Below are 23,986 nucleotides of genomic sequence, written 5' to 3' on the forward strand. Positions count from 1 at the left end.
CCCCACTCATGGCGTTCAGGGGTGGTGCGTCAGACGGTCAGGGTCCAGCTGTCGATGTACCCGGTGTCCGCGCGGTAGATGTCCTGCACCCGCAGCTTCCACACGCCGTTGGCGGCTTCGGCCGAGGCGTTGACGGTGTAGCTGGCGTTCACGTCGTCGCCCGAGTCGTTGTTCGCGTTCTTCAGGCGGTACGCGGTGCCGTCCGGCGCGAGCAGGTCGATCACCAGGTCACCCCGGTACGAGTGCTTGATCTGCACGTCGACCTTGGTGGTGGCGCTGGCGTTGCGCGCGCATTCGGCGATGGTGATGGAGCTGCTCACCGCGGCCGCCGGGGCGTCCGGGATGGCCACGTCACCGGCGTTCGCGGTGGTGGCGCACGGCGTCGGCTCGGGGTCCGGCGCGCCGGTCCCGGTGTAGAGCAGCACGTTCGGCGAGCCGGTGCCCGGGTTGGTCACCTTGTCCTTGGTGCCGTTGGCGACCAGCGCGGCGGAGACCTGCGCCGGGGTGGCCGTCGGGTTCGCCGCCAGGTACAGCGCCGCGCCGCCGACCACGTGCGGGGTGGCCATCGAGGTGCCGCTGATCGTGTTGGTGGCGGTGTTGCTGCCGATCCACGCCGAGGTGATGCCGCTGCCGGGCGCGAAGATGTCCAGGCAGTCACCGATGTTCGAGAAGCTGGAGCGCGCGTCGGTGTTGGTGGTCGAGCCGACGGTGATGGCTTCCTTGGTGCGCGCCGGCGAGGTGTTGCAGGCGTTGGCGCCGGAGTCGTTGCCCGCGGCGAGGCCGTAGGTCACGCCGGAGGCGACCGAGTTGCGGACGGCGTTGTCCAAAGTGGTCGAAGCGCCGCCGCCGAGGCTCATGTTGGCCACCGCGGGCTTGGCCGCGTTGGTGGTCACCCAGTCTACGCCGGCGATGACGCCCGCGGTGGTGCCGGAACCGCTGCAGTTCAGCACGCGGACGGCGACCAGCTTGGCCGCCTTGGCCACGCCGTGCGCGGTGCCGCCGACGGTACCCGCGACGTGCGTGCCGTGGCCCTGGCAGTCGGTGGCGTTGTTGTCGTTGTCGACGAAGTCGTAGCCGTGCGTGGCCCGGCCGCCGAAGTCGTTGTGCGTGGTGAGGATGCCGGTGTCGATGATGTACGCGGTGACGTTGGCCGCGTCGGTACTGTAGCTGTACTTCTGGTCCAGCGGCAGGTTGCGCTGGTCGATCCGGTCGAGGCCCCACGACGGCGGGTTGAGCTGGTCCGCGGTCGCCCGCACCACCTTGTTCTGCTCCACGTAGGCCACCGCCGGGTCGGCGGCCGCCCGCTTCGCCTGCGTCTCGCTCATGTTCGCGGAGTAGCCGCGCACGCTCGCGTTGAACAGCCGGTCCAGCGTGCCGCCGTGCCGGGAGAGCACGTTCTTCGCCGTGCCCTCCACCGACTGCGCCGACACACCGTCCTTGAGCACCACGATGTAGCTGCCAGGTACCGCGTCGGCGCTGTTCGCGTCGACGACCGTGCCTTCCTGTGCCGCGGTGGCGGTGGTACCGCCGAGCACGGTCAGCACGGCGACACCGGCCGCCAGGCCGAGCGCGGCCACTGGTCTGCGCTTGCTCATCTGGGTCCTCCCGTAGGCAGGGTTCGCCGACCCACCGCGCGAGCGACGGGCAGCGATAGAGGGGTTACCGGGGAACGGAGCTGTGCGCGGTGGGTGAAAGGATCTTCACCCTCTGTCGCACGCAAGAGAGCGTAAGTCCGAGATTCCCCCGAAGGTAGACCTTGAAATCAACTTTCCCACGGAGTATGTGGTTACTCGAACGGCCGCCGACGAAAGTAGGGATTACCGGCACGGCCGAGTGAGCTTGCCCTCTTCAGCGGCCTGCGGCAGGGTTCGGCGCATGCTGATCCGCCGGGCGGCCGAGGCCGACGCCGCCGCCATCCGGGTGGTGCACGACGCCGCGTTCGCCAAGCCGGGTGCACCCGGTGCGGAAACCGTGGAGGCGAAGCTGGTCGGCGAACTCCAGGCGGACGGCGACCTGGTCCCGGCGCTGTCGCTGGTCGCGGAGCGGGACGGCCGGGTCGCCGGGCACGTCTGCTGCAGCCACGCGCGGATCGGCAGCACCCCCGGCCCGGTCGGCCTCGGGCCGCTGGGCGTGCTGCCGGAGCTCCAGTCCACGGGTGTCGGCTCGGCGTTGATGCACGCGGTGATCGCCGCCGCGGACGCACTGGACCTGCCCGCCGTGGTGCTGCTCGGCTCCCCCGGCTACTACGCCCGGTTCGGCTTCGTGCTCGCCGCGGAACTCGGCATCACACCGTCCACTCCGGACTGGGCAGCGCGGCTCCAGGTGCGCCCGCTGGCGAACTTCCCGGCCGATCTCACCGGCACGTTCCACCACGCACCGGCGTTCGACCGGTTCTAGGAACTCAACCCGTTGTCGCGGAGGAACTTCTCGGCGATGTCGAGCGGGTTCTGCTTCTCCTCGCTGAACTCCACGTTCAACCGGGTCAGCTTGTCGGTGGTCAGCACCGCGGAAACGTCGTTGAGCGCCTTGACCTCGCGGTCGTTGAGCGTGCCCTTGGCCACCAGCGGCACGATGTTCTGCGCCGGGAACATCGACTTGTCGTCCTCCAGCGGCACAAAACCGTTGGCGGCGATGGTCGACGAGGTGCTGAACAGGTCCGCCACCTGGATCTCGCCGGAGCGCAGCGCGGCCACGGTCACCGGCCCGCCGGTGTCGGTGGTCCGGATCTCCTTGAACTCGCAGCCGTAGAGCGCCTTGATCTTCTCCTTCCAGCGGTCGCTCCACTGCCCGGGCCCGCCGAAGACCAGCTCGCCGCAGCGCGGCCCGAGATCGGAGAAGGTGCGCACCCCGGAGTCCGCCAGTTGCTTGCGCACCACCAGGAGGTCCTTGTCCTCGGCGGGCGCCTGGTCGAGCACCTCGAACCCGGCGGGCAGCTTCTGCCGCAGCTCGCCGTAGACGTCCGCCGGGGTGGTCGCCTCGGTGTTCTTGTCGAAGTACCGCAACAGGTTGCCGGAGTAGTCGGGCACCACCGACAGCGAGCGGTCCTGCAGTGCCTTGACCACCACCTCGCGGCTGCCCACCGGCGGCCGCACGGTGACGTTCTCCGCCCCGGCGTTGCGCAGCGCGCCCGCGTAGATCTGCGCCAACAGCAGGCTTTCGCCCACGTCCGAGGCGCCGATGATGATCTCGCCGGTCGGCCCGCCCTCGGCGCCGCCTTCGAACGGATTGCCGCAGGCGGTGGTGAGCAGCGCGACCACCGCCAGCAGAGCTCCCAGCCGCCGCTTCACTCCGCGCCTCCCGCCGCCTTGGCCTGCTTCCCGGCGGCCAACGCGGCCAGCCGGACTCCCTTCGGCACCACGGCCCGTTGCAGGCCCGCGAACACCAGGTCCAGCACGATCGCCAGCAACGCGGTCAGCACCGCGCCCGCCACCACCTTGCCGTAGTCGAACACCGCCAGCCCGTCGAGCAGGAACCGGCCGAGGCCGCCGAGCCCGACGTAGGCCGCCACCGCCGCGGTCGCCACCAGCTGCAGCACCGCGTTGCGCACGCCGCCGAGCACCAGCGGCAGCGAGATCGGCACCTCGACCTTCCACAACCGCTGCCAGCCGGTCATGCCGACGCCCTGCGCGGCGTCGACCACGCCGTGGTCGGTGGCCTGCAACCCGGCGTAGGTCCCGGCGAGGATCGGCGGAATGGCCAGCACCACCAACGCGATGGTGGTAGCCGGACCCTCCACTGTGAACAGCAGGAAGAGGAAGGTGACCAGGCCGAGCGTGGGCAGCGCGCGGATCGAGTTGCTGCCGGCCACCAGCACCACCGCGCCGCGCCCGGTGTGCCCGACGAACAGGCCGAGCGGCACCGCGATGACGAGCGCGATCACCAGCGCCAGCAACACGTACCCGACGTGCTCGGCGAGCCGGTTCGGCACCCCGTCCACGCCCTGCCAGTTGGCCGGATCGCCGAACCAGCTGAAGATCTCGTTCATCCCGCACTCCCCGCGGTCGCGTCGGCCGCCGGTCCGGCGGTGGCCCGCTGCCAGGGCGTGCTCACCCGGAGCAGCCACACCAGCAGCAGGTCGGTCACCAGTGCCAGCAGCAGGGTGAGCACGATGCCGACCACGATCGGCGAGAAGTACTCACGCTGGAAGCCGTCGGTGAACAGCACGCCGAGGCCGCCGGTGCCGATCAGCGCGCCGACGCTGACCAGGCTGATGTTGCTCACCGCGCCGACGCGCACGCCCGCGGCGAACACCGGCACCGCCAGCGGCAGTTCGACGGTGAAGAAGCGGCGCACCGGCTGGTAGCCGATCGCGGTCGCGGCCGCGATCACCGGCGGGGACACCGAATCCAGCGCGTCCAGCACCGGGCGCACCAGCAGCGCGGTGGTGTAGATGGTCAGCGCCACGATCACGTTGACGCTGTCCAGGATCTTCGTCCCGATCAGCCCCGGGATGACCACGAACAACGCCAGCGACGGGATCGTGTAGAGCAGGTTCGACACCACCATCGCCACACGGCGCGCGGTCCGCCAGCGCTTGCCCGCCCAGCCGACGGCCACCGCCAGCACCACGCCGAACACCAGCGGCAGCAACGCGAGGTAGATGTGCTCCAGCAGGTTCTGCAGCAGTTGCGCGCGGTTGTTGGCGCTGGCCAGATACCGCCCGAGCTCGTCGAAGAACTCGCCCATGACCCCGCCCCCTATCCGGCCGCTCCCTGCGGGTGCTGCTCGATCACGTCCAGCACCTGGCGGGCGGTCACCGCGCCGATCACCCGGCCGTCGTCGTCGACCACCACGCCGAGGCTGGCCGGCGAGGACAGGGCCGCGTCCAGCGCGCCGCGCACCGGGGTGCCCTTCTGGTACAGCGAACCGCCTGCCACCAGGTCGGTCTCCGCCAGCTCACCGTCCACAGTGGAATTCGGTGGCAGCCAGCCGCGCGGCTCGCCCCGGTCGTTCACCGCGATCCGCCAGGTGGCGCCCTCACCGGGCACGCTGCCGACGTCGACCGTCTCGATCGGGTCGATCTGCACGGCTTCGGAGGTCAGGAAGGACAGGCCCCGGTACCCGCGGTCCTTGCCGACGAAGGAGGCGACGAAGTCGTCGACCGGGTGGCGCAGCACGTCCGACGGCGTGCCGTACTGGGCGAGCTTGCCGCCCACCCGCATCACCGCGACCTTGTCGCCGAGGCGGACGGCTTCGTCGATGTCGTGCGTGACGAAGACGATGGTCTTGCCGAGCTGCTGCTGGAGGCGCAGCAGTTCGTCCTGCAGGCCCTCGCGCACGATCGGGTCCACCGCGGAGAACGGTTCGTCCATCAGCAGCACCGGCGAGTCGGCGGCGAGCGCCCGCGCCACGCCGACGCGCTGCTGCTGGCCACCGGAGAGCTGCGCCGGGTACCGCTTGCCCAGTTCGGTGGGCAGGCCGACGGTCTCCAGCAGTTCGGCCGCGCGGTCGCGGGCCTTCGCCTTGCCCCAGCCGGACAGCAGCGGCACGGTGGCCACGTTGTCCAGCACCGTCCGATGTGGAAAGAGGCCGGCGTGCTGGATGACGTACCCGATGCCGCGGCGCAGTTGCGCGGGCGGCGAGTCGTTGACGTCCTTGCCGTCCAGCAGCACGGTGCCCGAGGTCGGCTCGACCATGCGGTTGATCATCCGCAGCGAAGTGGTCTTGCCGCAGCCGGACGGCCCGACGAACACGGTGATGGTGCCGTCCTCCACCGTGAGACTGAGGTTGTCGACCGCGACGGTCCCGTCCGGGTACTTCTTCGTCACGCCCTGGAACTCGATTGCCACGTGGCACTCCCATCCCGACCCTGGAGGGTCCACAGGTCGGAAAACCCTAGCCCAGATCAATGCCGGCGGCACGGCATTCCATATGTTGTGCGTCGTGAGTTCACTGAACGAGGTCCTGGCGTCCCACGGGGTGCACCAGCGTCCGCTGCGCACGGCGCTCGCCCTGCTCGGGGACGGCTGGATCCGGTTCGACGAGCTGATCCGGCGGGCCGCGGCACCGCGCCGGAGTGTGGAGGAACTACTGGATTCGCTCGGTGCCGACCTCGAACGCGACGGGGACGCGGTCCGGCTGCGGCCGTCCGCATCGGCGCGGTACGCGGAATTCCGGCCACGCACCGAGAAATCCGCCCCCGACCTGCTGGCGGAGATGACGCGGCTGATCGAGCGCGTGCCGCCGCCGCTGCCCGCGCTGGACCACGTCCAGGCCACCGCGGAAACCGTGGTGCGCCGCGCGGTGTGGCTCGACGCACAGTACGAACTCGGCAGGCTGCTCTTCCTCGGTGACCACGACCTCACCTCGCTCGCCGTGCACCGGCTGCGGCCGGACGCCGAGTTGACCGTGGTCGACCTCGACGAGCGCGTGCTGGCCTATGTGGAGGAACACTCCGGCGGCGCGATCCGCACGCTGCACGCCGATCTGCGCGTCGGCCTGCCGCACGCCGTGGCCGGCAGCGCGGACCTGGTGTTCAGCGATCCGCCGTACACGCCCGAGGGCATGGGCCTGTTCGCCGCGCGCGGGGTGGAGGCGCTGGCGGACCCGCCGCTGGGCAGGCTGCTGCTGGCCTACGGGTACAGCCCGCGGCACCCGGCGCTGGGCGCCCAGGTGCAGCAGGAACTCCTGCGGCTGGGGCTGACCTTCGAGGCGATCCTGCCGGACTTCCACGCGTACCACGGCGCGCAGGCGATCGGCGCGGCCGCGGACCTGTACGTCTGCCAGCCGACCGCGAAGGCGCGCAAGCAGAAGGTCAAGCAGGGCATCTACACGCACGGGCCGCAGTCGGTGGAGTCCGCCGGCGCTTCGGCGGCCCTGATGGACCGCGTGCGCGAGCTCGCCGAGCGGCCGTCGGTGGAAACGGCGCGCGCGGACTGGTCGAAGCCGATCAACGGCGAGGCGCTGGCCTTCGACCTGCGCGCGGACCCTGGCCCGTGGCTGCTGCGCGTCCTGCTGGCGGCCAACGCGCCCCGGCTGGCGGTCCTGGTGCCGAACTCGCACCCGGACCTGGTCAACGCCGAGGCCCAGGCCGCGCTGCACGACCTGGTCGGCCGGAAGTACCGGCTGAAGCTGCTGCGGAGCCTGCCGGACAACAAGCACGCGGTGGTGGTCGCCGATCTGGTCGACTCCCCCGCGGTGCCGCTGACCAGGGCGCACGCGCGCCTGGCCAACGTGCCGGGGGTACCGCTGGCGCTGCACCCGTACCGCCTGATCGACCTGCCCCGGCACGTGCTCCAGGACCTGCTGCCGACCCTCTGAAACGCCAACGGGGTGCCACTCGACGCGAGCGGCACCCCGGTGGGCGAAAGCGCAATCTAGGAGTCGACGCCGTCCTCACCGGCTGCCTTCGCGACGGCCGCGGCCACTTCGAGGGCGACCCGCGGGTCGAGCGGGCTCGGCACGATGCGGTCCGGGCCGAGGTCGTCCGAGGCGACCGCGACGATGGCGTCCGCGGCGGCGATCTTCATCCGTTCGGTGATCGCCCGCGCCCCCGAGTCGAGCGCGCCGCGGAACACACCGGGGAAGGCCAGCACGTTGTTGATCTGGTTCGGGAAGTCGCTGCGCCCGGTGGCCACGATCGAGGCGTACTTCGCCGCCACGTCCGGGTGGATCTCCGGGTCCGGGTTGGACAGTGCGAACACGATCGAGTCACCGGCCATGGTGGCCAGCAGCTCCTCCTCGATGGTGGAGCCGGACAGCCCGAGGAACACGTCGGCGCCCCGGATCGCCTCCGGCAGCCCGCCGGTGAGCCCGCTGGCGTTGGTCGACGAAGCCAGCCCCTGCTTCACCGCGTTCAGCCCGTCGCGGCCCTCGTGGATGATGCCCTTGGAGTCCAGCACGGTGACCTCACCGATGCCGGCGGCCTGCAGGATCCGCGCGCAGGCCACGCCCGCCGCGCCGGCCCCGGAGATCACCACCCGCTGGTCGGCGAGGTTCTTGTCGAGCACCAGGTTCGCCCCGCGCAGCGCGGCCAGCGCCACGATCGCGGTGCCGTGCTGGTCGTCGTGCATGACCGGGCAGTCGAGCGCGGCCTTGAGCTTGTCCTCCAGCTCGAAGCAGCGCGGCGCGGCGATGTCCTCCAGGTTCACCGCGCCGTAGGACGGGCGCAGCCGGACCAGCGTCTCGACGATCTCGTCCACGTCGGTGGTGTTGAGCACCAGCGGGATCGAGTCCAGGTCGGCGAAGGTCTTGAACAGGACCGACTTGCCCTCCATCACCGGCAGCGAGGCGCTCGGGCCGATGTCGCCGAGGCCGAGCACCGCGGTGCCGTCGCTGACCACCACGACCAGCCGCTCGGCCCAGGTGTACTGCCTGGCGAGCGCGCGGTCCTCGGCGATGGCGCGGCTGACCTTGGCCACGCCGGGCGTGTAGGCGATCGACAGGTCACGCGCGACCGAGATCGGCCGCTGGGCGGCCACGGAGAGCTTGCCGCCTTCGTGACCGGTGAAGATCTCCTCGTCGGTCACCGGCGTGCTGTCTGCGTTCATGGCTTTTCCCGTCATGGTTCCGTCTTCACCGGAAACCGAACCTTCGACTGGTGCGTAGGTCACTGGACTTTTCTCCCGGGACTTCGAACAGGGAAACGGCGGACGCCGTCCCTGAGTTGCTTGGGCTCCTCGAGCGCGGCTGTCCAGCGCGGTAGCGCCTACGACCGGGCGAGGCGTCCGTCGATGCCCGTGGTGAGGCTGCATCTGGTCCGGCTCCCCGGCGGGGGGAACCGCGGACGCGGCGGTCCGGACAGTGTGGCAGGCCGGTCCGTGGTTGTGGCCCCCTGGTGCGGTTGATGTCACATATTCAGGGGTTTTCCCTTGCCGGATCCCGTTTTAGCAAGACGTCCGTCCGGATTGGGAAGCCGGGGAAGCACTGGCCTAAGCTGTCGGCCATGCAGGTGCGCCAGTTGGCCGTGCGGGATTGCTTCGAGTTCAACCCGCCCCAATTCCCCGACCACCGCGGGCTGTTCACCGCCCCGTTCCAGGAAGAGGTGTTCCGCGAAGCGGTCGGCCACCCGCTCCACCTCGCGCAGGTGAACTTCAGCACCTCGCGCCGCGGCACCATTCGCGGCATCCACTTCGCCGACACGCCGCCGGGCCAGGCCAAGTACATCCACTGCCCGCGGGGTGCCCTGCTCGACGTGGCGGTCGACCTCCGCGTCGGCTCGCCCACCTTCGGTGCCTGGGACGCGGTCCGGCTGGACGCCGGGAACCAGCGCTCGATCTACCTCGCGGAGGGCATCGGCCACAGCTTCATCGCGCTCGAGGACGACACCGCGATGACGTACCTGTGCTCCGTCGGCTTCAACCCGTCCGCCGAGCACGGCGTCAACCCGCTCGACCCGGAACTCGGCCTGCCCTGGCCCACCGACCTGGAGCACATTCTGTCCGAAAAGGACCGGAACGCGCCGTCGCTGGCGCAGATGGCCGCCGAAGGCCGCCTGCCCACCTATGAAGCGTGCGTGGCGCGCTACGAGGAACTCCGCGGCGCTATTTCTTCCCAGTGACCGGCTTCTGGGTGACCCAGATGGTGATCGTGGCGGTGACCACCGGTTTGCCCGCCTTGTCCCGGATCACCACCGGTACGGCCACCTCGGTTCCCTCGTCGCCGAACTCCGGGACCACCTCGAGTTCGGCCACCGCGGTCAGCCCGGTCTCCGCCTTCGCCACGTAGTCCACCGACATGCCCTTGGGCAGCCAGCGGTGCGTCGGCGGCACGGTCGCCTCGGCGAGCATGCCCATGGCGATCTCGGCGAGGTTGCACGCGGCGATCGCGTGGAAGGTCTTGAGGTGGTTGTGCACGCCCCACCACTTCGGCGCCGACACCTCGCACCGGCCGGGCCGGAGGTCGCGGACGTGCGGCAGCACCGTGCGGAAGTACGGCACCCGCAGGCACATCGCGGCCGAGAAGAGCAGCTTGCCGCCCGGCCTGGCGGCCAGCGACCGCCACATCGGGTAGGTCCGCACGATCGGTTCACCTCCGTTGTTACTCGTCAGTAGCGAAGCACACCGGCGGCTATATTCCAACCCGTGGCACACCCCCTCTTCCTGCTCCGGCACGGCCAGACCGAGTGGTCGGCCCAGGGCAAGCACACCGGCCGAACCGATCTCCCGCTCACCGAAACCGGCCGCGAGCAGGCCAGATCCGCAGGTCGGGCGCTGGCCGGGCGGTTACCGGCCGAACCGGCCGACGTGCTGTCGAGCCCGCGGCAGCGCGCACTGGTCACCGCCGAACTCGCCGGGCTCGCCGTGTCCGAGGTCACCGAGGACCTCGCCGAGTGGGACTACGGCGACTACGAGGGCATCACCACCGACGAGATCCGCGAGACGGTGCCCGGCTGGACCGTCTGGTCGCACCCGATGCCGAACGGCGAGAGCGCCGAGCAGGTCACCGCGCGGGCCGACGGCGTGCTGACCCGGATCCGCGAACGGCTGGCCGAACGCCCGGTGGTGCTGGTCGGCCACGGGCACTTCAGCCGCGTGCTGGTGGCGCGCTGGCTCGACCTCGCGGCCACCGACGGCGTGCGGTTCGCCCTCGAACCCGCCGGGCTCACCGAACTCGGTGACGAACGCGGCGTCCCGCAGTTGCGTCACCTGAACATCCCGCCCAGCTGAGAGGAAAACCGTTGTCGCAGTTCACCATCCGTCGCGTCCAAGAGTCCGATGTGGACGCTGTGGTCGGTCTGGTCCACGACCTGGCCGAGTTCGAGAAGGCACCGGAGGAGTGCCACCTGGAGGCCGCGCAGCTGCACACCGCGTTGTTCGGCGAGCGGCCGGCGGTGTTCGGGCACGTCGCCGAATCCGGTGGTGAGATCGCCGGCTTCACCCTGTGGTTCCTGAACTTCTCCACCTGGCGCGGGGTGCACGGCATCTACCTGGAGGACCTCTACGTGCGCCCGGAGCACCGCGGCACCGGGCTGGGCAAGGCGCTGCTCGCCACGCTCGCCGGGGAGTGCGTGCGGCAGGGGTACGGGCGCCTGGAGTGGTCCGTGCTGGACTGGAACCCGGCGGTGGAGTTCTACCGCGCGCTGGGCGCCGAACCGATGGACGAGTGGACCGTGCACCGGCTCGCCGACGAGCCGCTGCGCAAGCTGGCGGAGACGCTCTAGCCTTCGCGACCGCGGCGGCGGCGTTCGGCATCGCGCTCGGACGCCTCCGCCTCGTCCTCGCCCTCGGCCATGCCCAGCACCCACGCGCGGGACGGGCGGCGGAACAGCAGCACCACCACGACCAGGCCGCCGATGATCAGCGGGACCCCGTAGCCGGGACGGCCGGACGGGCCTGCGGTGTACCAGCCGATGCCGACCACCATCAGGGCCACCACCACCGACGGCGAGCGCGCCCAGGTGCGCCCCAGCAGCAGGCCGATGCCGCAGGCCATGGTCCCGGCGCCCAGCACGGCGTAGTAGCCGGCCTCGGCGTAGATGTTGCTCGCCCTGGCCCCCTCCGCGCCGAAGGCGGTCACCAGCAGGACGACCGCGATGACCACCGAAGCCAGGCCGGGGATCGCGGTGAGCGCGCCGGCGAGGCGGACCTCACGCGGTGCCGGCTGGAGCTTGTCGGCGAACGGCACGTGAACTGCACCTTCCGTACGGCCGGAACGGGGCACGGAGCCGGTGCGGACGCTGCCGAACAACGTCCAATGGAGACGGGTGACCGTGCGTGAACACATTCGATGTTATGCCACCCGGTCGGCCGTTTTCGCCCGGGCGCCGCACGGGTCAAGATCTGGGTGTCGTCTGATGAGCCGGGCGGTCCCGGGGTGCACTTGTCACGACGAGCGTCGAGTCCACGCGCGATCGAGGAGGAGGCAGCCGGCACAGTGACGAGGCTCGCAGCTTCCCGCTGACGGTCGGAACGCGTGCGTTTCTGACCTACCCTGCGGTAGTGCGCGCAGTGCTGATCGTCAACCCGCAGGCCACCGCGACCACCCCCGGTGGTCGGGACGTGCTCGCGCACGCGCTGGCCAGCGAGGTGAAGCTCGACGTGGTCGAGACCGACTACCGCGGCCACGCGCTGGCCGTGGCCCGCTCGGCCGCCCGCGACGGCATCGAGCTGGTGGTCGCCCACGGCGGCGACGGCACGGTCAACGAGGTCGTCAACGGCTTGCTGGCGGACAACCACGGCGTGCCCGGCGGGGCGCACCGCGTGCCCGCGCTCGGTGTGGTGCCCGGTGGCTCGGCGAACGTGTTCGCCCGCGCGCTCGGCCTGCCCAGGGATCCGGTCGAGGCGACCTACCACCTGTTGCAGGCGATCGAGCACGAGCGCACCCGTCGCGTGGGGCTCGGCCTGGCCGACGGCCGCTGGTTCACCTTCAACGCCGGGCTCGGCTGGGACGCCGACGTGGTGGCCGGGGTGGAGAAGCGCCGCGGCAAGCGCGCCAGCCCGGCGCTCTACACCCGGATGGCGCTCACCTCCTACTTCCGCCCGCCGAACGGGCGCCCGCCGCTCACCGTGCGGGTGCCGGGTGCCGAACCGGCCGCGGTGCGCACCGCGTTCGTCTCCAACACCGATCCGTGGACCTATCTCGGGGACCGCCCGGTGCACCTGAACACCGAGTGCTCCTTCGACAGCGGGCTGGGATTGTTCGCGCTGCGGAGCATGGCCATGCCGACCGTGCTCAACCAGGCCAGGCAGGCGCTGCGCACGCGGAGCAGGCACCGGGGCAAGCGTTTGCTGCGTCACGATGACCTGGCGATAGTGCGCATAGACGCGGAAGAGCCGGTAAACTTCCAGGTGGACGGTGACCTGATGGGTCAGCGGAGCAGTGTGGAGTTTCTCAGCGTGCCGGATGTGCTGACGGTGATGGTGTGACGGTCACCGCGGCCGGTGTCACGGGGCCGGTGATCGTGCGCGGCAAAGTGGTTGGTGCCGTTCGTCGACCGGAAACCTCCGTTCACCGCATCTCCCCTTCCGCCCAGCGGGCAGTTTCGGACTGAAACCGCAGGTCAGGCTAGTCGCCCGGCCGGGTGAGGTGACTCACCGATCCGCAGAAAACTCTTGTCGAAAACGGGTCTTCGTGAAAGCATTCACAAGCACCCCAAAAAACGACCGCCATGACGACTATGGCGCGGACTCCCGCGCCATCATGAAGGAGCTCAGTAAAATGGACTGGCGCCACGACGCGGCCTGCCGAGACGAGGACCCCGAGCTGTTCTTCCCCGTGGGGACCAGCGGTCCTGCCATCTCCCAGGTAGCCGCGGCGAAGGCCGTGTGCCACCGTTGCACCGTCGCTTCCGATTGCCTGGCCTGGGCTTTGGCCAGCGGGCAGGACGCCGGCGTGTGGGGCGGGATGAGCGAGGACGAGCGACGCGCGCTCAAGCGTCGCCGTGCGCACATCGGCACGCGCACCAACGCCTGATTTATTTCTCCAGCACCACCCGCGGCCGACGCCCGCCACATCCGCCGGCGTCACGGCCGCCAGGGACCCAGAGTCCCTCCGCCAACACGTTTGAGGGCGGGCACCGTCTCAGGTGCCCGCCCTCAAGTGTTTGTGGCGTCACAGGGATTGCGTGCCCGCAAGGGCAGCGCCACCCGGCCCCGGCCCGACGAGCCTGCACCATCTGCAAACCCGGAATTGCCCACAGTAAGGTCCCCGCGCAAACCGCCGCCCCAGACACAATGCCACCCGGCTCCGGATCAATGAGCCTTGCACTATCTGCAAACCCGGAGTTGCCCGCAGTAAGCCACCGCGCAAGCCGCCGCAGAGACAGCGCGCCACTCGGCCCCCGAGGGTTTCGCACTATCTGCGAATCGGGGCCGGGCAATCACCAACCTCTCAGAGGCGACGCGACAGCGGAATCCGCAAAGCGGCCTCCGTACCCCGCCGCCCGCCGCCTGCCTCCGAGCGGCCCGGGCGCAACGAGAGCGACCCGCGCAACTCCGACTCGATCAGCGTTCGCACGATCTGCAAACCGAGGCCGTCCGCGCGTTCCAGCGAGAAACCCTGCGGCAGCCCCTGCCCGTCGTCGCTGATGACGATGTCCAGCCAGCGCGCCGACCGCTCGGCCGAGATCTGGACCTTGCCCGGCCGCCCGCCGGGGAACGCGTGCCCCACCGCGTTCTGCACCAGCTCGGCCACCACCATCACCAGCGGCGTGGCGATCTCCGCCACCACCACCCCGAACGCCCCGGTCCGCGACAGCGTCACCTGCGACTCGGCGGTGGCCACCTCCCCGACCATCGGCAGCACGTTGTCCAGCAGCTGGTCCAGGTCCACCCGCTCGTCGACGGACATCGACAGCGCCTCGTGCACCATCGCGATCGACGACACCCGCCGCACCGACTCGCCGAGCGCCAGCCTCGCCTCCTCGCTGGCCGTCCGCCGCGACTGCAACCGCAGCAGCGCGGCCACGGTCTGCAGGTTGTTCTTCACGCGGTGGTGGATCTCACGGATCGTGGCGTCCTTCGACAGCAGCGCGCGATCCCGCCGCTTCACCTCGGTCACGTCGCGCACGAGCACCAGCGCGCCGGCGGGCTGCCCGGCCGGCCGCAACGGCAGCGCACGGAACAGCACGACCGCGCCACGGCGTGAGTCGGCCTCGGTGCGTGAACCCGGCTTGCCGTCGAGCGCGTCGATGATGCGGTGGGAGACCTCGGTGGCGTCGAACGGGTCGCGGATCAGCGACCGGGTCAGCGGCGCGAGCCGCACGCCGACCAGATCGGACTCGTAGCCCATGCGGTGGTAGGCCGACAGGCCGTTCGGGCTGGCGAAGACCACCGTGCCCGACTGGTCGAGCCGGATCAGCCCGTCCCCGACGCGCGGGCTGGTGTGCACGTCGGTGAGCGTGCCGTCGGCCGGGAAGCTGCCGTCGGCGATCATCTGGCACAGGTCGGCCGCGCTGCCGAGGTAGGCGATCTCCAACGGGCTCGGCACGCGCGGCGAAGCCAGGTTCGTCTCGCGGCTGAGCACCGCGATCACCTGCTTGCCGAAGGTCACCGGGATCGCTTCCCGCCGCATCGGCAGGTCGCGGTACCAGTGCGGGTCCTCCTCGCGGCTGATCTTCACCTCGCGCATCGCGCGCTCGAGCTGCGGGTGCTCGTCGATGGTGAACCGGCTGCCGACCACGTCCTCGGGGTGCGCGGTCGGCGCGGTGGTCGGCCGGGCCTGCGCCACGCAGACGAAGTCGCCGCCGTCGGGCTGGACGTTCTCAGCCACCGGTACCCAGAGCAGGAAGTCGCTGAACGACAGGTCGGCCAGCAGCTGCCACTCGGCCACCACCGACTGCAGGTGGTCGGCCGCCTCGCCGGACAGTCCGGTGTTCTCGGCCAGCAGATCGGAGAGAGTGCTCACGCACCTATTCCAGCACGGCCAGCAGGTCGCCCTCCTGCACCACGTCCCCTTCGCCCACGGCGAGCCGCGAAAGCCGGCCCGAGCCCTCGGTGAGCACCGGGATCTCCATCTTCATCGACTCCAGGAGCACCACGGTGTCCCCCGTGGCGAGGTCGTCCCCGACCTCGGCGACCACCTTCAGAACGTTGGCGACGATCTCGGCCCGGATCTCCTCGGCCATCGGCGATGCCCTCCTGCGCTCGAGTGGACCTCAATCCAACCAGAGGATCGGGGTCGCGGCACAGGCCGAACACCCCTGTTCTAGGGCACGTGCCACACTAGGGGGGTTGCCCGGGTAGAGATCCACCGAGGAGTGATCCATGTCGAAGCGAGCTCGCAAGCGCCGCGACCGTAAGAAGAACGGCGCCAACCACGGCAAGAAGCCCAACGCCTGAGCTCGGCGTAGGCAAAGCCCCGGCCACCATCGGTGACCGGGGCTTTTGCGTGCTCGGGTTATTCGGTGACGCGTTCGACCTCAATCTCGGTGCGCTCGATGAGCTTGCCCGAGCGCTCCTCGACGGTCTTGCGGATCGACGCGCGCAGCTTGCTCTTCAGCTCCGCCGGGGCGAGGTCGCCGCCGCACTTGCGGGCCAGGATCTGCTTGATCTGCTCGTCGATCCCGTACTCCTCGAGGCAGGGCGGGCACTCGTCGAGGTGCCTGCGCAGCTCGACCTCGTGCTCCTTGCTGCACTCCTTGTCCAGGAGCAGGTAGATCTCGGCCAGCGCCTCGTCGCAGTTGACCTTCGCCTGGCCGTCGTCACCGGAGCAGTGGTTCATCGCCCTGCCACCTCCTGCTTGGGCCCGCGGATGAACCCGCGTTCACGAGCCACATCGGCGAGCAGCTCGCGCAGCTGGGCGCGGCCGCGGTGGAGGCGGGACATCACAGTACCGATCGGGGTGTCCATGATCTCAGCGATTTCCTTGTAGGCGAAGCCCTCGACGTCAGCGAGGTAGACGGCGAGCCGGAAGTCCTCCGGCAGCCGCTGGAGCGCGGCCTTGACGTCGGCGTCCGGCAGCTTGTCCATGGCCTCGACCTCGGCCGAGCGCAGGCCGACCGACGAGTGGTTCTCCGCCTTGGCCAGCTGCCAGTCGGTGATCTCCTCGGTGGGCTGCTGCACCGGCTGGCGCTGCCGCTTGCGGTAGCCGTTGATGTAGGTGTTGGTCAGGATGCGGTACATCCAGGCCTTGAGATTGGTGCCCTGCTTGAACGAGGCGAACGCGGAGTAGGCCTTGAGATAGGTCTCCTGCACCAGGTCCTCGGCGTCGGCCGGGTTCCGGGTCATCCGCATCGCGGCCGAGTACAGCTGGTCCAGCAGGGGCATCGCGTCGCGCTCGAAGCGCTCGGTGCGCGCCTGCACGTCCTCCTGCTCGGTGGCGGCAGACTCTGAGGTGCTCGGCAAACCGTTCCCTTCCCAATCCACGTCGGGCAGACGTGCGTACTTCTGCCCTGAGGATACGCGGGCCGCTCGGGCCCGGCTGGGCGCGGTGAGCCGCTCTTCGCGGGGGGATACCTTGGTCAACACGCTCGGTTCAACAAGTTGCGGTGCCCGCGCATTCCCGCCCTAGGCTGCGTTCCATGGCTGGCAAGGGCACCCCGGCGACGGCGCTGCTGGTGAAGCAGAAGATCACCCACAAGTTGCACGCGTACGAACATGATCCTCGCCACGAATCGTATGGCGGGGAGGCCGCGGAGATCCTCGGCCTCGACCCGGCGCGGGTGTTCAAGACCCTGGTGGCCGAGGTGGACGGGAAGCTGACCGTGGGCGTGGTGCCGGTCACGGGCTCGCTGGACCTGAAGGCCCTCGCCGCGGCGGTCGGCGGGAAGAAGGCGCGCATGGCGGACGCCACCGCCGCCCAGCGCGCGACGGGGTACGTGCGCGGCGGAATTTCCCCACTGGGCCAGCGAAGCCGGTTGCCGGTGGTGATCGACTCCTCGGTTTCGCAGTACGACACGGTGCACTGCTCCGCGGGACGGCGGGGGCTGGAAATGGAGCTGGCCCCGGAGGACCTGATCCGCCTCACGAACGCGACGGTCGCCCCGATCGCGGCCGCCTAGCTCCGCCAAGTGCTGTGAATGATGCTCCTATTGAGGTCAAGGGGTTGTTGCGAGGTTGGCCATGTCTGTGGTGATGGTTCGGTGGATTTCGCGTGCGATGTAGCGTTTGAGGCAGCGGATGATGTGTCGTTTGGGGAGGCCTTCGCGGGTGCGTCGTTCGAGGTAGGCGCGGGTGCGGGGGCAGTGGCGCAGGCGGACGATCACTATTCGGTGGAGGGCGGCGTTGGCGTGGCGGTCGCCGCCGCGGTTGAGGCGGTGGCGGTTGTTGCGGCCGCTGCTGGCGTCGATCGGGGCGGTGCCGCAGAGGTGGGCGAACTGGGCTTCGGTAGTGATGCGGTCGGGGTTGTCTCCGGCGGTGGCCAGGAGCTGGGCGGCGGTGTCGGGGCCGACGCCGAACACGGCGGTGGTGGCGGGCAGGACCTGGCGGGTCAGGGTGTTCAGGTCGGTGGTGGCGTCGGTGATCTCGGTGGTGAGGTCGGTGATGCGCCGGGCGAGGCGGCGGAGCGCGGTTTTCGTGGCGTTGACGGGGCTGGTGAGGTCGGTGCCGGGGCGCAGCCGGGCGCAGGCCCTGATCAGGGTTGTGCCGGTCAGGCCGGACAAGGATTCGCGTAGCGGGGCGGGGGCGGTGACGATCAGGGCGTGGAGCTGGTTGAGCGCGGCGGTGCGGGATTTGACCGCGCTGGTCAGCGCGGTGCGCAGGGCGGTGATCGCGGCGGCGGGCCCGGTGCCGGCTTTGGGGGTGGCCTCAGCGTGGCCGGCCAGGACGGCGCGGGCGGTGTTGATCGCGTCCTGGGTGTCGGTCTTTCCCTTGCGGCGGCGGGCATGCCGGTCGGGCTGGTTGACCTCCACCACCGTGACACCCTCGCCGGCCAGGTAGCGGGCCAGGCCCGCGCCGTAGGAACCGGTGCCCTCCACCCCGGCCGCGGACACCGTGCCGAACCCGGCCAGCCAGGTGCCCAGCGCGGTGTAGCCGGCGGTGGTGGCCGGGAAGGTGTGCGTGCCCAGTACCCGGCCGACAGGATCGAGCGCGGCGGCGGTGTGGGTGTCTTTATGGGTATCGACCCCGGCGATCACCGCGGTGTGCTGGGCAGTGTCGACGCCGGTGTGCTGATCAGTCATCCTGGTCTCTGCCGTCCCGTGGTGTTCAGTGGTCAGGGAGGGCACGTACCGGGCCAGCAGGGGTGGACAGCACAGTGATGGGTGTCCTGGTGGCACAGGCTCCTATCAAGTCACATCCCCTGGCCTGGTGACGTGCACGAACGGAGACCACCCCGGAACCGGCAGATCATTCGCAAGACAACCCCGGCCAGGGCATCAGTGGCTTTCCGGGCCAAGCCCCGGGGCAGCCCCCGTCCATACACACCATCATCACTGTGGCTTTCACTGCGGATTCCGCTGTGAAAGCCACATTCACAGCGCAGGACAGGCGCCTCAGTCCAGCGGGCGCAGGACGCGTTCCAGCCATTCCGAGGTCGCGCGTGCCACGCCGTCCAAATCGGCGCTCAGGCTGTGGTCGCCCGCCAGGAGGACCAGCTCGTGGTGCGGCCCGGCGGCGGGCACGCCGAACGGGTCCCGCTCCCCCTGGACCACCAGGGTCGGCACCTCGACCGCGTCCAGCTCCGGCTGCCGCGTCTTTTCCGGCTTTCCCGGCGGGTGCGTGGGAAAAGCCAGGCACAGCACCGCCACCGCCTGCCCGGCCGCGGCCGTGCGGCAGGCGACCCTGGCACCCGACGAACGCCCACCGAAAACCGCGGGCAGGCCGTCGAACTGGCCGTCGGCGAGTTCTTCGGCGACGGTCAGCCAGGCGTTGTCCAACTGCCGGGCCGGCGCCGGGGCGCGACGGCCAGCCACCCGGTACGGCTGCTCGACCAGCGCCACGTGCACCCCGGCCGCCTGCGCCGCCCGGGTCACCACGATCAGGTCCTTCGCGCCGAACCCGCCACCGGCGCCGTGCCCCAGCAACAGCACCGCGCGACCCTCTTCCGCGCAGTGCAGCTCGACCCGCGCCGGGCCGTAGTCCGTCTCGACCTGGACGCTGGTCATTTCGACCGCACGTCGAACAACGAGTCCAGCTCGGCCGCCTCTTCGGCCCGCTCCACGTTCTCCGGACCGTTGTTGCGGACGTTGTTGACCCGGCTGGACACCGGCCGCAGCTCCAGCGCGTCGACCAGGTCCTGCCCCGGCGGCGCCAGCAGCTCGCCGACGTCCTCGCGATCCGGGTCCAGCCAGTTCGACCAGTTGTCCTTGGCCAGCAGCAACGGCATCCGGTGGTGGATGTCCGCCAGCTGCCCGACCGCGTCGGTGGTCAGCACCGAGCAGGTGATCAGCGGCGGCGCCTCCGGGTCCTCCCGATCGCGCCAGCTCTCCCAGATCCCGGCCATGACCAGCGTGGACTCGTCCCGCGGGGTCATGAAGAAGGGCTCCTTCTCCTTGCCGTTGCGGCGCCACTCGAACCAGCCGTCGGCCGGGAGCAGGCACCGCTTGCGCGCGAGCGCCTTGCGGAACGCGGGCTTCTCGTGCGCGGTCTCGGACCGGGTGTTGATCATCCGGCTGCCCACCGACGGGTCCTTGGCCCAGAACGGCACCAGCCCCCAGCGCATCACCCGCAGCGTGCGCACCGACGGCTCGTCCTCGAGCACCTGGCCGTCGGCGTCGCGCGGGTGGCGCTGGACCACCGCGAGCACCTTCTTCGTCGGCGCCACGTTGTGGTCCGGCGACGGAGCGTGACCAGCCGTCTCGTCGGCCGCCTCGAACTCCTGGACCAGCTTGGCCGGGTTCTTCGTGGCGGCGTAACGACCACACATCGCGGCCCCACCTCCGATCTGCGTTCGGTGTCCTCGGCGTCCCCAGCCATGGTTCCACGGTCGTGACGGCCTTGGCGAGTGCGCCGCGTGACCGGCGTCCGCCCGATGGGGGATCATTCAGCGCACGGCCACCGGGAGAAGGGGATGGGCGATTGAGCCGACGGGATTGGCGCAAGCTGGATGAATCGGACGTCCGCGTCCGCCCTGGCAAGGGCACCCGCCCGCGGAGCAAGCGCCGCCCCGAGCACGCCGACGCCACCTCCGCGATGGTCACCGGCGTCGACCGCGGCCGCTGGACCTGCGCGATCGAGGGTGACCCCGAGCGCTCGGTGACCGCCATGCGGGCCCGCGAGCTGGGCCGCACGCCGGTGGTGGTGGGCGACTCGGTCGGCCTGGTCGGCGACGTCAGCGGCCGCCAGGACACCCTGGCCAGGATCGTCCGCGTCGACGAGCGCACCAGCGTGCTGCGCCGGACCGCCGACGACACCGACCCGTACGAACGGGTGGTGGTGGCCAACGCCGAACAGCTGGTCATCGTCACCGCGCTGGCCGATCCGCCGCCGCGCGCCGGGTTCATCGACCGCTGCCTGGTCGCCTGCTACGCGGGCGGGCTCGAACCGCTGCTCTGCCTGACCAAGGCGGACCTGGCCGATCCGGCCGAACTGCTCGCCGGGTACGCCGACCTGGCCGTGCCCGCCGTGGTCACCCGGCACGACGCCGAGCCCGACGAGTTGCGCGAGCGGGTCGAGGGCCGGGTCTCGGCGCTGGTCGGGCACTCCGGCGTCGGCAAGTCCACCCTGGTCAACCGGCTGGTCCCGGACGCCTTCCTGGCCACCGGCGTGGTCAGCGCGGTCGGCAAGGGGCGGCACACTTCGGTGGCCGCGGTCGCGCTGCCCCTGCCCGGGGACGGCTGGGTGATCGACACCCCGGGCGTGCGCTCGTTCGGCCTGGCCCACGTCACCCCGGACGACATCGTGGACTCGTTCGAGGAGTTCACCGAGGCCGCCGAGGAGTGCCCGTCGGGCTGCGGCCACCTCGGCCCGCCGGAGGACCCGGACTGCGTACTGGACGACGTGGTCACGGACGGTGACGCCAAACCCGAACGGCTCGCTTCACTGAGAAGGCTGCTTGTTTCCCGCGCCGGTCTCGAATCGTGACCTTTAATCCGGCAACCTGCCCCACCCGGGTGTGCGTGTCTGCAACGCTGTAGCTCTACTGGGGGACGAACCACCCAGACGATCACAAGATGTGAGGTATCCGAATGCGCAAGACAGCGCTCGCTGCCGGCGGCTTCGCGCTGCTGCTCGCGCTCACTGCCTGTGGCAGCGAGACCGCGCCGACCACGAACAACACCGCGGCCCCGCAGGCCGCCGAGAAGCCGGCGTCCTCGCTGTTCAACGACGCCCAGGAACTGGTCCGCGCCGCCTCCAGCCGGGCGGACCAGGCCAAGACGGCGAAGTTCACCCTCGAGATGGACATGATGGGCCAGAAGATCTCTGGCTCCGGCCAGGGCTCCTTCGAGGGCGCCAACAGCAAGATGACCATGAGCATGCAGATGATGGGCATGTCCATCGAGATGCGCATGGTCGACGGCCAGGTCTTCATGAAGATGCCCGAGGGCCAGAACCCCACCGGCAAGCCGTGGGTCAAGATCGAGGGCGCCGACGCCGCGGAGCTGAGCTCGGCGATGGACCAGGCCGAGCAGAGCGACCCGCGCAAGATCCTGGAGATGGTCCAGAAGGCCGGCAAGATCACCAACGCCGAGTCGACCACGCTGGACGGCCAGCAGGTCAGCCACTACACGGTCGACCTGGACCTGAAGAAGGCCGGTGGCCTCGGTGGCGCCAGCGAAGCGGACCTCAAGCAGCTTCCCGACGGCATCACCGTGCCGATGGAGCTGTGGCTGAACGCCGAGCAGCTGCCCGTCCAGATCACCATGGACATGGGCGTGATGATGCAGAAGGTGGCCGAGCAGTCCGGTCAGCAGATGCCCGGCGGCAGCGCCAAGATGACCATGAAGTACACCGACTGGGGTGCCCCGGTCGACGTCGAGGCCCCGCCCGCCGACCAGGTCGGGTCGATGCCGAAGTAAGCAGCACCAGAACGACGGAAACGCCCCCGGAGCCGCCTGGCCCCGGGGGCGTTTTCCGTGGTTCAGCCCATGTGCGGGTAGCGGATGTCCGTCGGCGCGTCGAAGGTCTCCTTGATCGCGCGCGGGCTGGTCCACCGCTGGAGGTTGAACATCGAGCCCGCCTTGTCGTTGGTGCCCGAGGCCCGCGAGCCACCGAACGGCTGCTGGCCGACGATCGAGCCGGTGGGCCGGTCGTTGACGTAGAAGTTGCCCGCGGTGAACCGCAGCGCCTGGTGCGCCTGCTGCACGGCCGCGCGGTCGTCGGCGAACACCGCGCCGGTCAGCGCGTACGGCGCGGTCTGGTCGGCCAGTTCGAGGATCCGCGCGTAGTCGGCGTCCGGGTAGACGTGCACGGCCAGGATCGGGCCGAAGTACTCGGTGGCGAACACCTCGTGCGCCGGGTTGTCCGAGACCAGCACGGTCGGCTCGACGAAGTAGCCGATCTGGTCGTCGCAGTTCCCGCCGACCAGCACCTCCAGCTCCGCGTCACCGTCCACACCGGACAGCAGATCGCGGTGCTTGGCGAAGGCGCGTGCGTCGATCACCGCGCCACCGAAAAGGGACAGGTCGGTGACGTCGCCGTACTTCACCGTGCGCGTCAGGTCGGCCAGTTGCTCGCGCAGTCCACCCTCCCAAAGGGACCGTGGAAGGTAGGCACGCGAAGCGGCGGAGCACTTCTGGCCCTGGTACTCGAACGCGGCCCGCACCAGCGCGGCGCACAGCTTGTCCGGATTGGCCGAGGAGTGCGCGACCACGAAGTCCTTGCCACCGGTCTCACCGACGATGCGCGGGTACGAGCGGTAGGTGTCCAGGTTCTCCGCGATCTTGCGCCACAACAGCTTGAACGTGGCGGTGGACCCGGTGAAGTGCAGTCCGGCGAAGTCCGGGTCGGCGAGCGCGACCTCGCTGACCGCGCGCCCGTCCCCGGTGACCATGTTGATCACGCCCGGCGGCAGCCCGGCCTTTTCGAACACCTCCATCGTGTAGTGCGCGGCGAGCTGCTGCGTCGGCGTCGGCTTCCACACCACGGTGTTGCCCATCAGCGCCGGGCTGCTCGGCAGGTTGCCCGCGATGGCGGTGAAGTTGAACGGGGTGATCGCGGTGACAAACCCGTCCAGCGGCCGGTACTCCATCCGGTTCCACGCGCCGGGCACCGACAGCGGCTGCTCGGCGAGGATGCGGCGGGCGAAGTGCACGTTGAAGCGCAGGAAGTCGATCAGCTCGCAGGCGGCGTCGATTTCGGCCTGCTGCACCGATTTCGACTGCCCGAGCATGGTCGCCGCGTTGAGCGTGTCGCGGTAGGGCCCGGCCATCAGGTCGGCCGCGCGCAGGAACACCGCGGCCCGCTCGTCGAAAGGCAGCTCGCGCCAGCCCGGCGCGGCCTCCTTCGCCGCGGTCACCGCGTCGGCGACGTCCTCGGCGGTGGCGTTCGCGGAGACGCCCAGCACGTGCGCGTGGTCGTGCGGCTGGACCACGTCGAAGGCCTCACCACCGGCGAAGCGGCGCCGACCGCCGATGGTCTGCGGCAGTTCGTGCTTCTCCCCCTCCAGCTCGGCGAGCCTGCGCTGCAAGGACTCCCGCTCGCCGCTGCCGGGCGCGTAGGTGTGCACCGGTTCGTTGACCGGGTGGGGAACGGATGTCACCGCGTCCATGACTTGCTTCGCCTCCTGT

General features: G+C 70.3%; 27 protein-coding genes. 11 read left to right on the plus strand and 16 right to left on the minus strand.

Going from position 1 to position 23,986, the window contains the following annotated elements:
* Positions 1-29: 29 nt before the first annotated feature.
* Entirely contained in the window at positions 30-1,595 is a 1,566-nt protein-coding gene (locus JYK18_RS06150; protein WP_206801182.1) for a S8 family peptidase, read from the minus strand.
* Positions 1,596-1,875: 280 nt separating this feature from the next.
* Between JYK18_RS06150 and JYK18_RS06155 the strand changes: the two genes are divergently transcribed.
* On the plus strand, positions 1,876-2,397 hold the full coding sequence (locus tag JYK18_RS06155) for a GNAT family N-acetyltransferase (RefSeq protein WP_206801183.1): 522 nt from the start codon (positions 1,876-1,878) through the stop codon (positions 2,395-2,397).
* Here the strand turns inward: JYK18_RS06155 and JYK18_RS06160 are convergent.
* The 4 genes from JYK18_RS06160 to JYK18_RS06175 are packed head-to-tail and all read right to left on the minus strand — an operon-like array spanning position 2,394 to position 5,789.
* Complete coding sequence (locus tag JYK18_RS06160) at positions 2,394-3,275, minus strand: ABC transporter substrate-binding protein (protein ID WP_206804044.1); 882 nt, start codon at positions 3,273-3,275, stop codon at positions 2,394-2,396. The genes JYK18_RS06155 and JYK18_RS06160 overlap by 4 nt on opposite strands.
* Before the next feature lie 8 nt (positions 3,276-3,283).
* Complete coding sequence (locus JYK18_RS06165; RefSeq protein WP_206801184.1) at positions 3,284-3,985, minus strand: ABC transporter permease; 702 nt, start codon at positions 3,983-3,985, stop codon at positions 3,284-3,286.
* A complete protein-coding gene (locus JYK18_RS06170; RefSeq protein WP_206801185.1) occupies positions 3,982-4,686 on the minus strand; it encodes an ABC transporter permease in 705 nt (234 codons plus the stop codon). Before JYK18_RS06170 ends, JYK18_RS06165 begins: the two co-directional genes overlap by 4 nt.
* 11 nt (positions 4,687-4,697) lie before the next feature.
* Positions 4,698-5,789 (minus strand): ABC transporter ATP-binding protein, encoded by a 1,092-nt coding sequence (locus JYK18_RS06175; RefSeq protein WP_206801186.1) that lies wholly within the window; start codon positions 5,787-5,789, stop codon positions 4,698-4,700.
* 94 nt (positions 5,790-5,883) lie between these two features.
* Between JYK18_RS06175 and JYK18_RS06180 the strand changes: the two genes are divergently transcribed.
* Positions 5,884-7,260: a bis-aminopropyl spermidine synthase family protein gene (locus JYK18_RS06180; RefSeq protein ID WP_206801187.1), complete on the plus strand. Its 1,377-nt coding sequence runs from the start codon at positions 5,884-5,886 to the stop codon at positions 7,258-7,260.
* 56 nt (positions 7,261-7,316) lie between these two features.
* Here JYK18_RS06180 and JYK18_RS06185 read toward each other — a convergent pair whose 3' ends face one another.
* On the minus strand, positions 7,317-8,489 hold the full coding sequence (locus tag JYK18_RS06185) for an NADP-dependent malic enzyme (RefSeq protein ID WP_242578981.1): 1,173 nt from the start codon (positions 8,487-8,489) through the stop codon (positions 7,317-7,319).
* Positions 8,490-8,884: 395 nt separating this feature from the next.
* Between JYK18_RS06185 and JYK18_RS06190 the strand changes: the two genes are divergently transcribed.
* Positions 8,885-9,499, plus strand: coding sequence for a dTDP-4-dehydrorhamnose 3,5-epimerase family protein (locus JYK18_RS06190; protein ID WP_206801189.1), 615 nt, complete (start codon positions 8,885-8,887; stop codon positions 9,497-9,499).
* On the opposite strand, the gene JYK18_RS06195 is transcribed toward JYK18_RS06190, so the two are convergent.
* Entirely contained in the window at positions 9,483-9,944 is a 462-nt protein-coding gene (locus tag JYK18_RS06195; protein ID WP_206804045.1) for a hotdog fold domain-containing protein, read from the minus strand. The two genes, JYK18_RS06190 and JYK18_RS06195, sit on opposite strands and share 17 nt — an antisense overlap.
* Positions 9,945-10,022: 78 nt before the next feature.
* Here JYK18_RS06195 and JYK18_RS06200 point away from each other — a divergent pair, with 78 nt between their 5' ends.
* Both JYK18_RS06200 and JYK18_RS06205 read left to right on the plus strand, forming a co-directional pair.
* Positions 10,023-10,607, plus strand: coding sequence for an acid phosphatase (locus JYK18_RS06200; protein WP_206801190.1), 585 nt, complete (start codon positions 10,023-10,025; stop codon positions 10,605-10,607).
* A gap of 11 nt (positions 10,608-10,618) precedes the next feature.
* Positions 10,619-11,101, plus strand: a complete 483-nt coding sequence (locus JYK18_RS06205) for a GNAT family N-acetyltransferase (RefSeq protein ID WP_206801191.1) — start codon at positions 10,619-10,621, stop codon at positions 11,099-11,101.
* Here JYK18_RS06205 and JYK18_RS06210 read toward each other — a convergent pair.
* Positions 11,098-11,565: a hypothetical protein gene (locus tag JYK18_RS06210; protein ID WP_206801192.1), complete on the minus strand. Its 468-nt coding sequence runs from the start codon at positions 11,563-11,565 to the stop codon at positions 11,098-11,100. The genes JYK18_RS06205 and JYK18_RS06210 overlap by 4 nt on opposite strands.
* 314 nt (positions 11,566-11,879) lie before the next feature.
* Between JYK18_RS06210 and JYK18_RS06215 the strand changes: the two genes are divergently transcribed.
* Both JYK18_RS06215 and JYK18_RS06220 read left to right on the plus strand, forming a co-directional pair.
* The gene (locus JYK18_RS06215) at positions 11,880-12,806 is read left to right on the plus strand and encodes a diacylglycerol kinase family protein (protein ID WP_206801193.1); all 927 of its coding nucleotides are present in this window, start codon (positions 11,880-11,882) and stop codon (positions 12,804-12,806) included.
* A gap of 292 nt (positions 12,807-13,098) precedes the next feature.
* On the plus strand, positions 13,099-13,353 hold the full coding sequence (locus tag JYK18_RS06220; RefSeq protein ID WP_113694291.1) for a WhiB family transcriptional regulator: 255 nt from the start codon (positions 13,099-13,101) through the stop codon (positions 13,351-13,353).
* A gap of 417 nt (positions 13,354-13,770) precedes the next feature.
* Here JYK18_RS06220 and JYK18_RS06225 read toward each other — a convergent pair whose 3' ends face one another.
* Positions 13,771-15,285, minus strand: coding sequence for a sensor histidine kinase (locus JYK18_RS06225; protein WP_206801194.1), 1,515 nt, complete (start codon positions 15,283-15,285; stop codon positions 13,771-13,773).
* A 4-nt stretch (positions 15,286-15,289) separates the two neighbouring features.
* Positions 15,290-15,505 (minus strand): biotin/lipoyl-binding carrier protein, encoded by a 216-nt coding sequence (locus JYK18_RS06230; RefSeq protein ID WP_206801195.1) that lies wholly within the window; start codon positions 15,503-15,505, stop codon positions 15,290-15,292.
* Between the two features lie 139 nt (positions 15,506-15,644).
* On the opposite strand from JYK18_RS06230, the gene JYK18_RS48275 reads away from it, so the two are divergent.
* A complete protein-coding gene (locus JYK18_RS48275) occupies positions 15,645-15,719 on the plus strand; it encodes a 50S ribosomal protein bL37 (RefSeq protein WP_098515123.1) in 75 nt (24 codons plus the stop codon).
* A 58-nt stretch (positions 15,720-15,777) separates the two neighbouring features.
* On the opposite strand, the gene rsrA is transcribed toward JYK18_RS48275, so the two are convergent.
* Both rsrA and JYK18_RS06240 read right to left on the minus strand, forming a co-directional pair.
* Positions 15,778-16,101, minus strand: coding sequence for a mycothiol system anti-sigma-R factor (gene rsrA, locus JYK18_RS06235; RefSeq protein WP_206801196.1), 324 nt, complete (start codon positions 16,099-16,101; stop codon positions 15,778-15,780).
* Entirely contained in the window at positions 16,098-16,724 is a 627-nt protein-coding gene (locus tag JYK18_RS06240; protein WP_206801197.1) for a sigma-70 family RNA polymerase sigma factor, read from the minus strand. Before JYK18_RS06240 ends, rsrA begins: the two co-directional genes overlap by 4 nt.
* A gap of 176 nt (positions 16,725-16,900) precedes the next feature.
* On the opposite strand from JYK18_RS06240, the gene ybaK reads away from it, so the two are divergent.
* Positions 16,901-17,380 (plus strand): Cys-tRNA(Pro) deacylase, encoded by a 480-nt coding sequence (gene ybaK / locus JYK18_RS06245; RefSeq protein ID WP_206801198.1) that lies wholly within the window; start codon positions 16,901-16,903, stop codon positions 17,378-17,380.
* Positions 17,381-17,416: 36 nt separating this feature from the next.
* Here ybaK and JYK18_RS06250 read toward each other — a convergent pair whose 3' ends face one another.
* The 3 genes from JYK18_RS06250 to JYK18_RS06260 all read right to left on the minus strand — a co-directional run bounded on the left by JYK18_RS06250 (position 17,417) and on the right by JYK18_RS06260 (position 20,184).
* Entirely contained in the window at positions 17,417-18,499 is a 1,083-nt protein-coding gene (locus tag JYK18_RS06250; RefSeq protein ID WP_206801199.1) for an IS110 family transposase, read from the minus strand.
* A 312-nt stretch (positions 18,500-18,811) separates the two neighbouring features.
* Positions 18,812-19,423, minus strand: coding sequence for an alpha/beta family hydrolase (locus JYK18_RS06255; RefSeq protein WP_206801200.1), 612 nt, complete (start codon positions 19,421-19,423; stop codon positions 18,812-18,814).
* Entirely contained in the window at positions 19,420-20,184 is a 765-nt protein-coding gene (locus JYK18_RS06260; RefSeq protein WP_206801201.1) for an SOS response-associated peptidase, read from the minus strand. Before JYK18_RS06260 ends, JYK18_RS06255 begins: the two co-directional genes overlap by 4 nt.
* A 152-nt stretch (positions 20,185-20,336) precedes the next feature.
* Here JYK18_RS06260 and rsgA point away from each other — a divergent pair, with 152 nt between their 5' ends.
* Together rsgA and JYK18_RS06270 are read left to right on the plus strand one after the other, a co-directional pair.
* The gene (gene rsgA / locus JYK18_RS06265) at positions 20,337-21,341 is read left to right on the plus strand and encodes a ribosome small subunit-dependent GTPase A (protein ID WP_206801202.1); all 1,005 of its coding nucleotides are present in this window, start codon (positions 20,337-20,339) and stop codon (positions 21,339-21,341) included.
* 104 nt (positions 21,342-21,445) lie between these two features.
* Complete coding sequence (locus tag JYK18_RS06270) at positions 21,446-22,276, plus strand: hypothetical protein (RefSeq protein WP_206801203.1); 831 nt, start codon at positions 21,446-21,448, stop codon at positions 22,274-22,276.
* 62 nt (positions 22,277-22,338) lie between these two features.
* On the opposite strand, the gene pruA is transcribed toward JYK18_RS06270, so the two are convergent.
* Entirely contained in the window at positions 22,339-23,967 is a 1,629-nt protein-coding gene (gene pruA / locus JYK18_RS06275; protein ID WP_206801204.1) for an L-glutamate gamma-semialdehyde dehydrogenase, read from the minus strand.
* Positions 23,968-23,986: the final 19 nt, after the last annotated feature.

Origin of the sequence: Amycolatopsis sp. 195334CR, assembly GCF_017309385.1 — a bacterium.
GTDB lineage: Bacteria > Actinomycetota > Actinomycetes > Mycobacteriales > Pseudonocardiaceae > Amycolatopsis.

Bases quoted from the DNA above. Each gene is read 5' to 3' on its own strand.
- pruA (WP_206801204.1), bottom strand. From the start codon at position 23,967: ATGGACGCGGTGACATCCGTTCCCCACCCGGTCAACGAACCGGTGCAC.
- ybaK (WP_206801198.1), top strand. From the start codon at position 16,901: ATGGCTGGCAAGGGCACCCCGGCGACGGCGCTGCTGGTGAAGCAGAAG.
- JYK18_RS06195 (WP_206804045.1), bottom strand. From the start codon at position 9,944: ATGTGGCGGTCGCTGGCCGCCAGGCCGGGCGGCAAGCTGCTCTTCTCG.
- JYK18_RS06190 (WP_206801189.1), top strand. From the start codon at position 8,885: ATGCAGGTGCGCCAGTTGGCCGTGCGGGATTGCTTCGAGTTCAACCCG.
- JYK18_RS06270 (WP_206801203.1), top strand. From the start codon at position 21,446: ATGCGCAAGACAGCGCTCGCTGCCGGCGGCTTCGCGCTGCTGCTCGCG.
- rsrA (WP_206801196.1), bottom strand. From the start codon at position 16,101: ATGAACCACTGCTCCGGTGACGACGGCCAGGCGAAGGTCAACTGCGAC.
- JYK18_RS06185 (WP_242578981.1), bottom strand. From the start codon at position 8,489: ATGAACGCAGACAGCACGCCGGTGACCGACGAGGAGATCTTCACCGGT.
- JYK18_RS06255 (WP_206801200.1), bottom strand. From the start codon at position 19,423: ATGACCAGCGTCCAGGTCGAGACGGACTACGGCCCGGCGCGGGTCGAG.
- JYK18_RS06260 (WP_206801201.1), bottom strand. From the start codon at position 20,184: ATGTGTGGTCGTTACGCCGCCACGAAGAACCCGGCCAAGCTGGTCCAG.
- JYK18_RS06165 (WP_206801184.1), bottom strand. From the start codon at position 3,985: ATGAACGAGATCTTCAGCTGGTTCGGCGATCCGGCCAACTGGCAGGGC.
- JYK18_RS06220 (WP_113694291.1), top strand. From the start codon at position 13,099: ATGGACTGGCGCCACGACGCGGCCTGCCGAGACGAGGACCCCGAGCTG.
- JYK18_RS06250 (WP_206801199.1), bottom strand. From the start codon at position 18,499: ATGACTGATCAGCACACCGGCGTCGACACTGCCCAGCACACCGCGGTG.
- JYK18_RS06170 (WP_206801185.1), bottom strand. From the start codon at position 4,686: ATGGGCGAGTTCTTCGACGAGCTCGGGCGGTATCTGGCCAGCGCCAAC.
- JYK18_RS06230 (WP_206801195.1), bottom strand. From the start codon at position 15,505: ATGGCCGAGGAGATCCGGGCCGAGATCGTCGCCAACGTTCTGAAGGTG.
- JYK18_RS06150 (WP_206801182.1), bottom strand. From the start codon at position 1,595: ATGAGCAAGCGCAGACCAGTGGCCGCGCTCGGCCTGGCGGCCGGTGTC.
- JYK18_RS06155 (WP_206801183.1), top strand. From the start codon at position 1,876: ATGCTGATCCGCCGGGCGGCCGAGGCCGACGCCGCCGCCATCCGGGTG.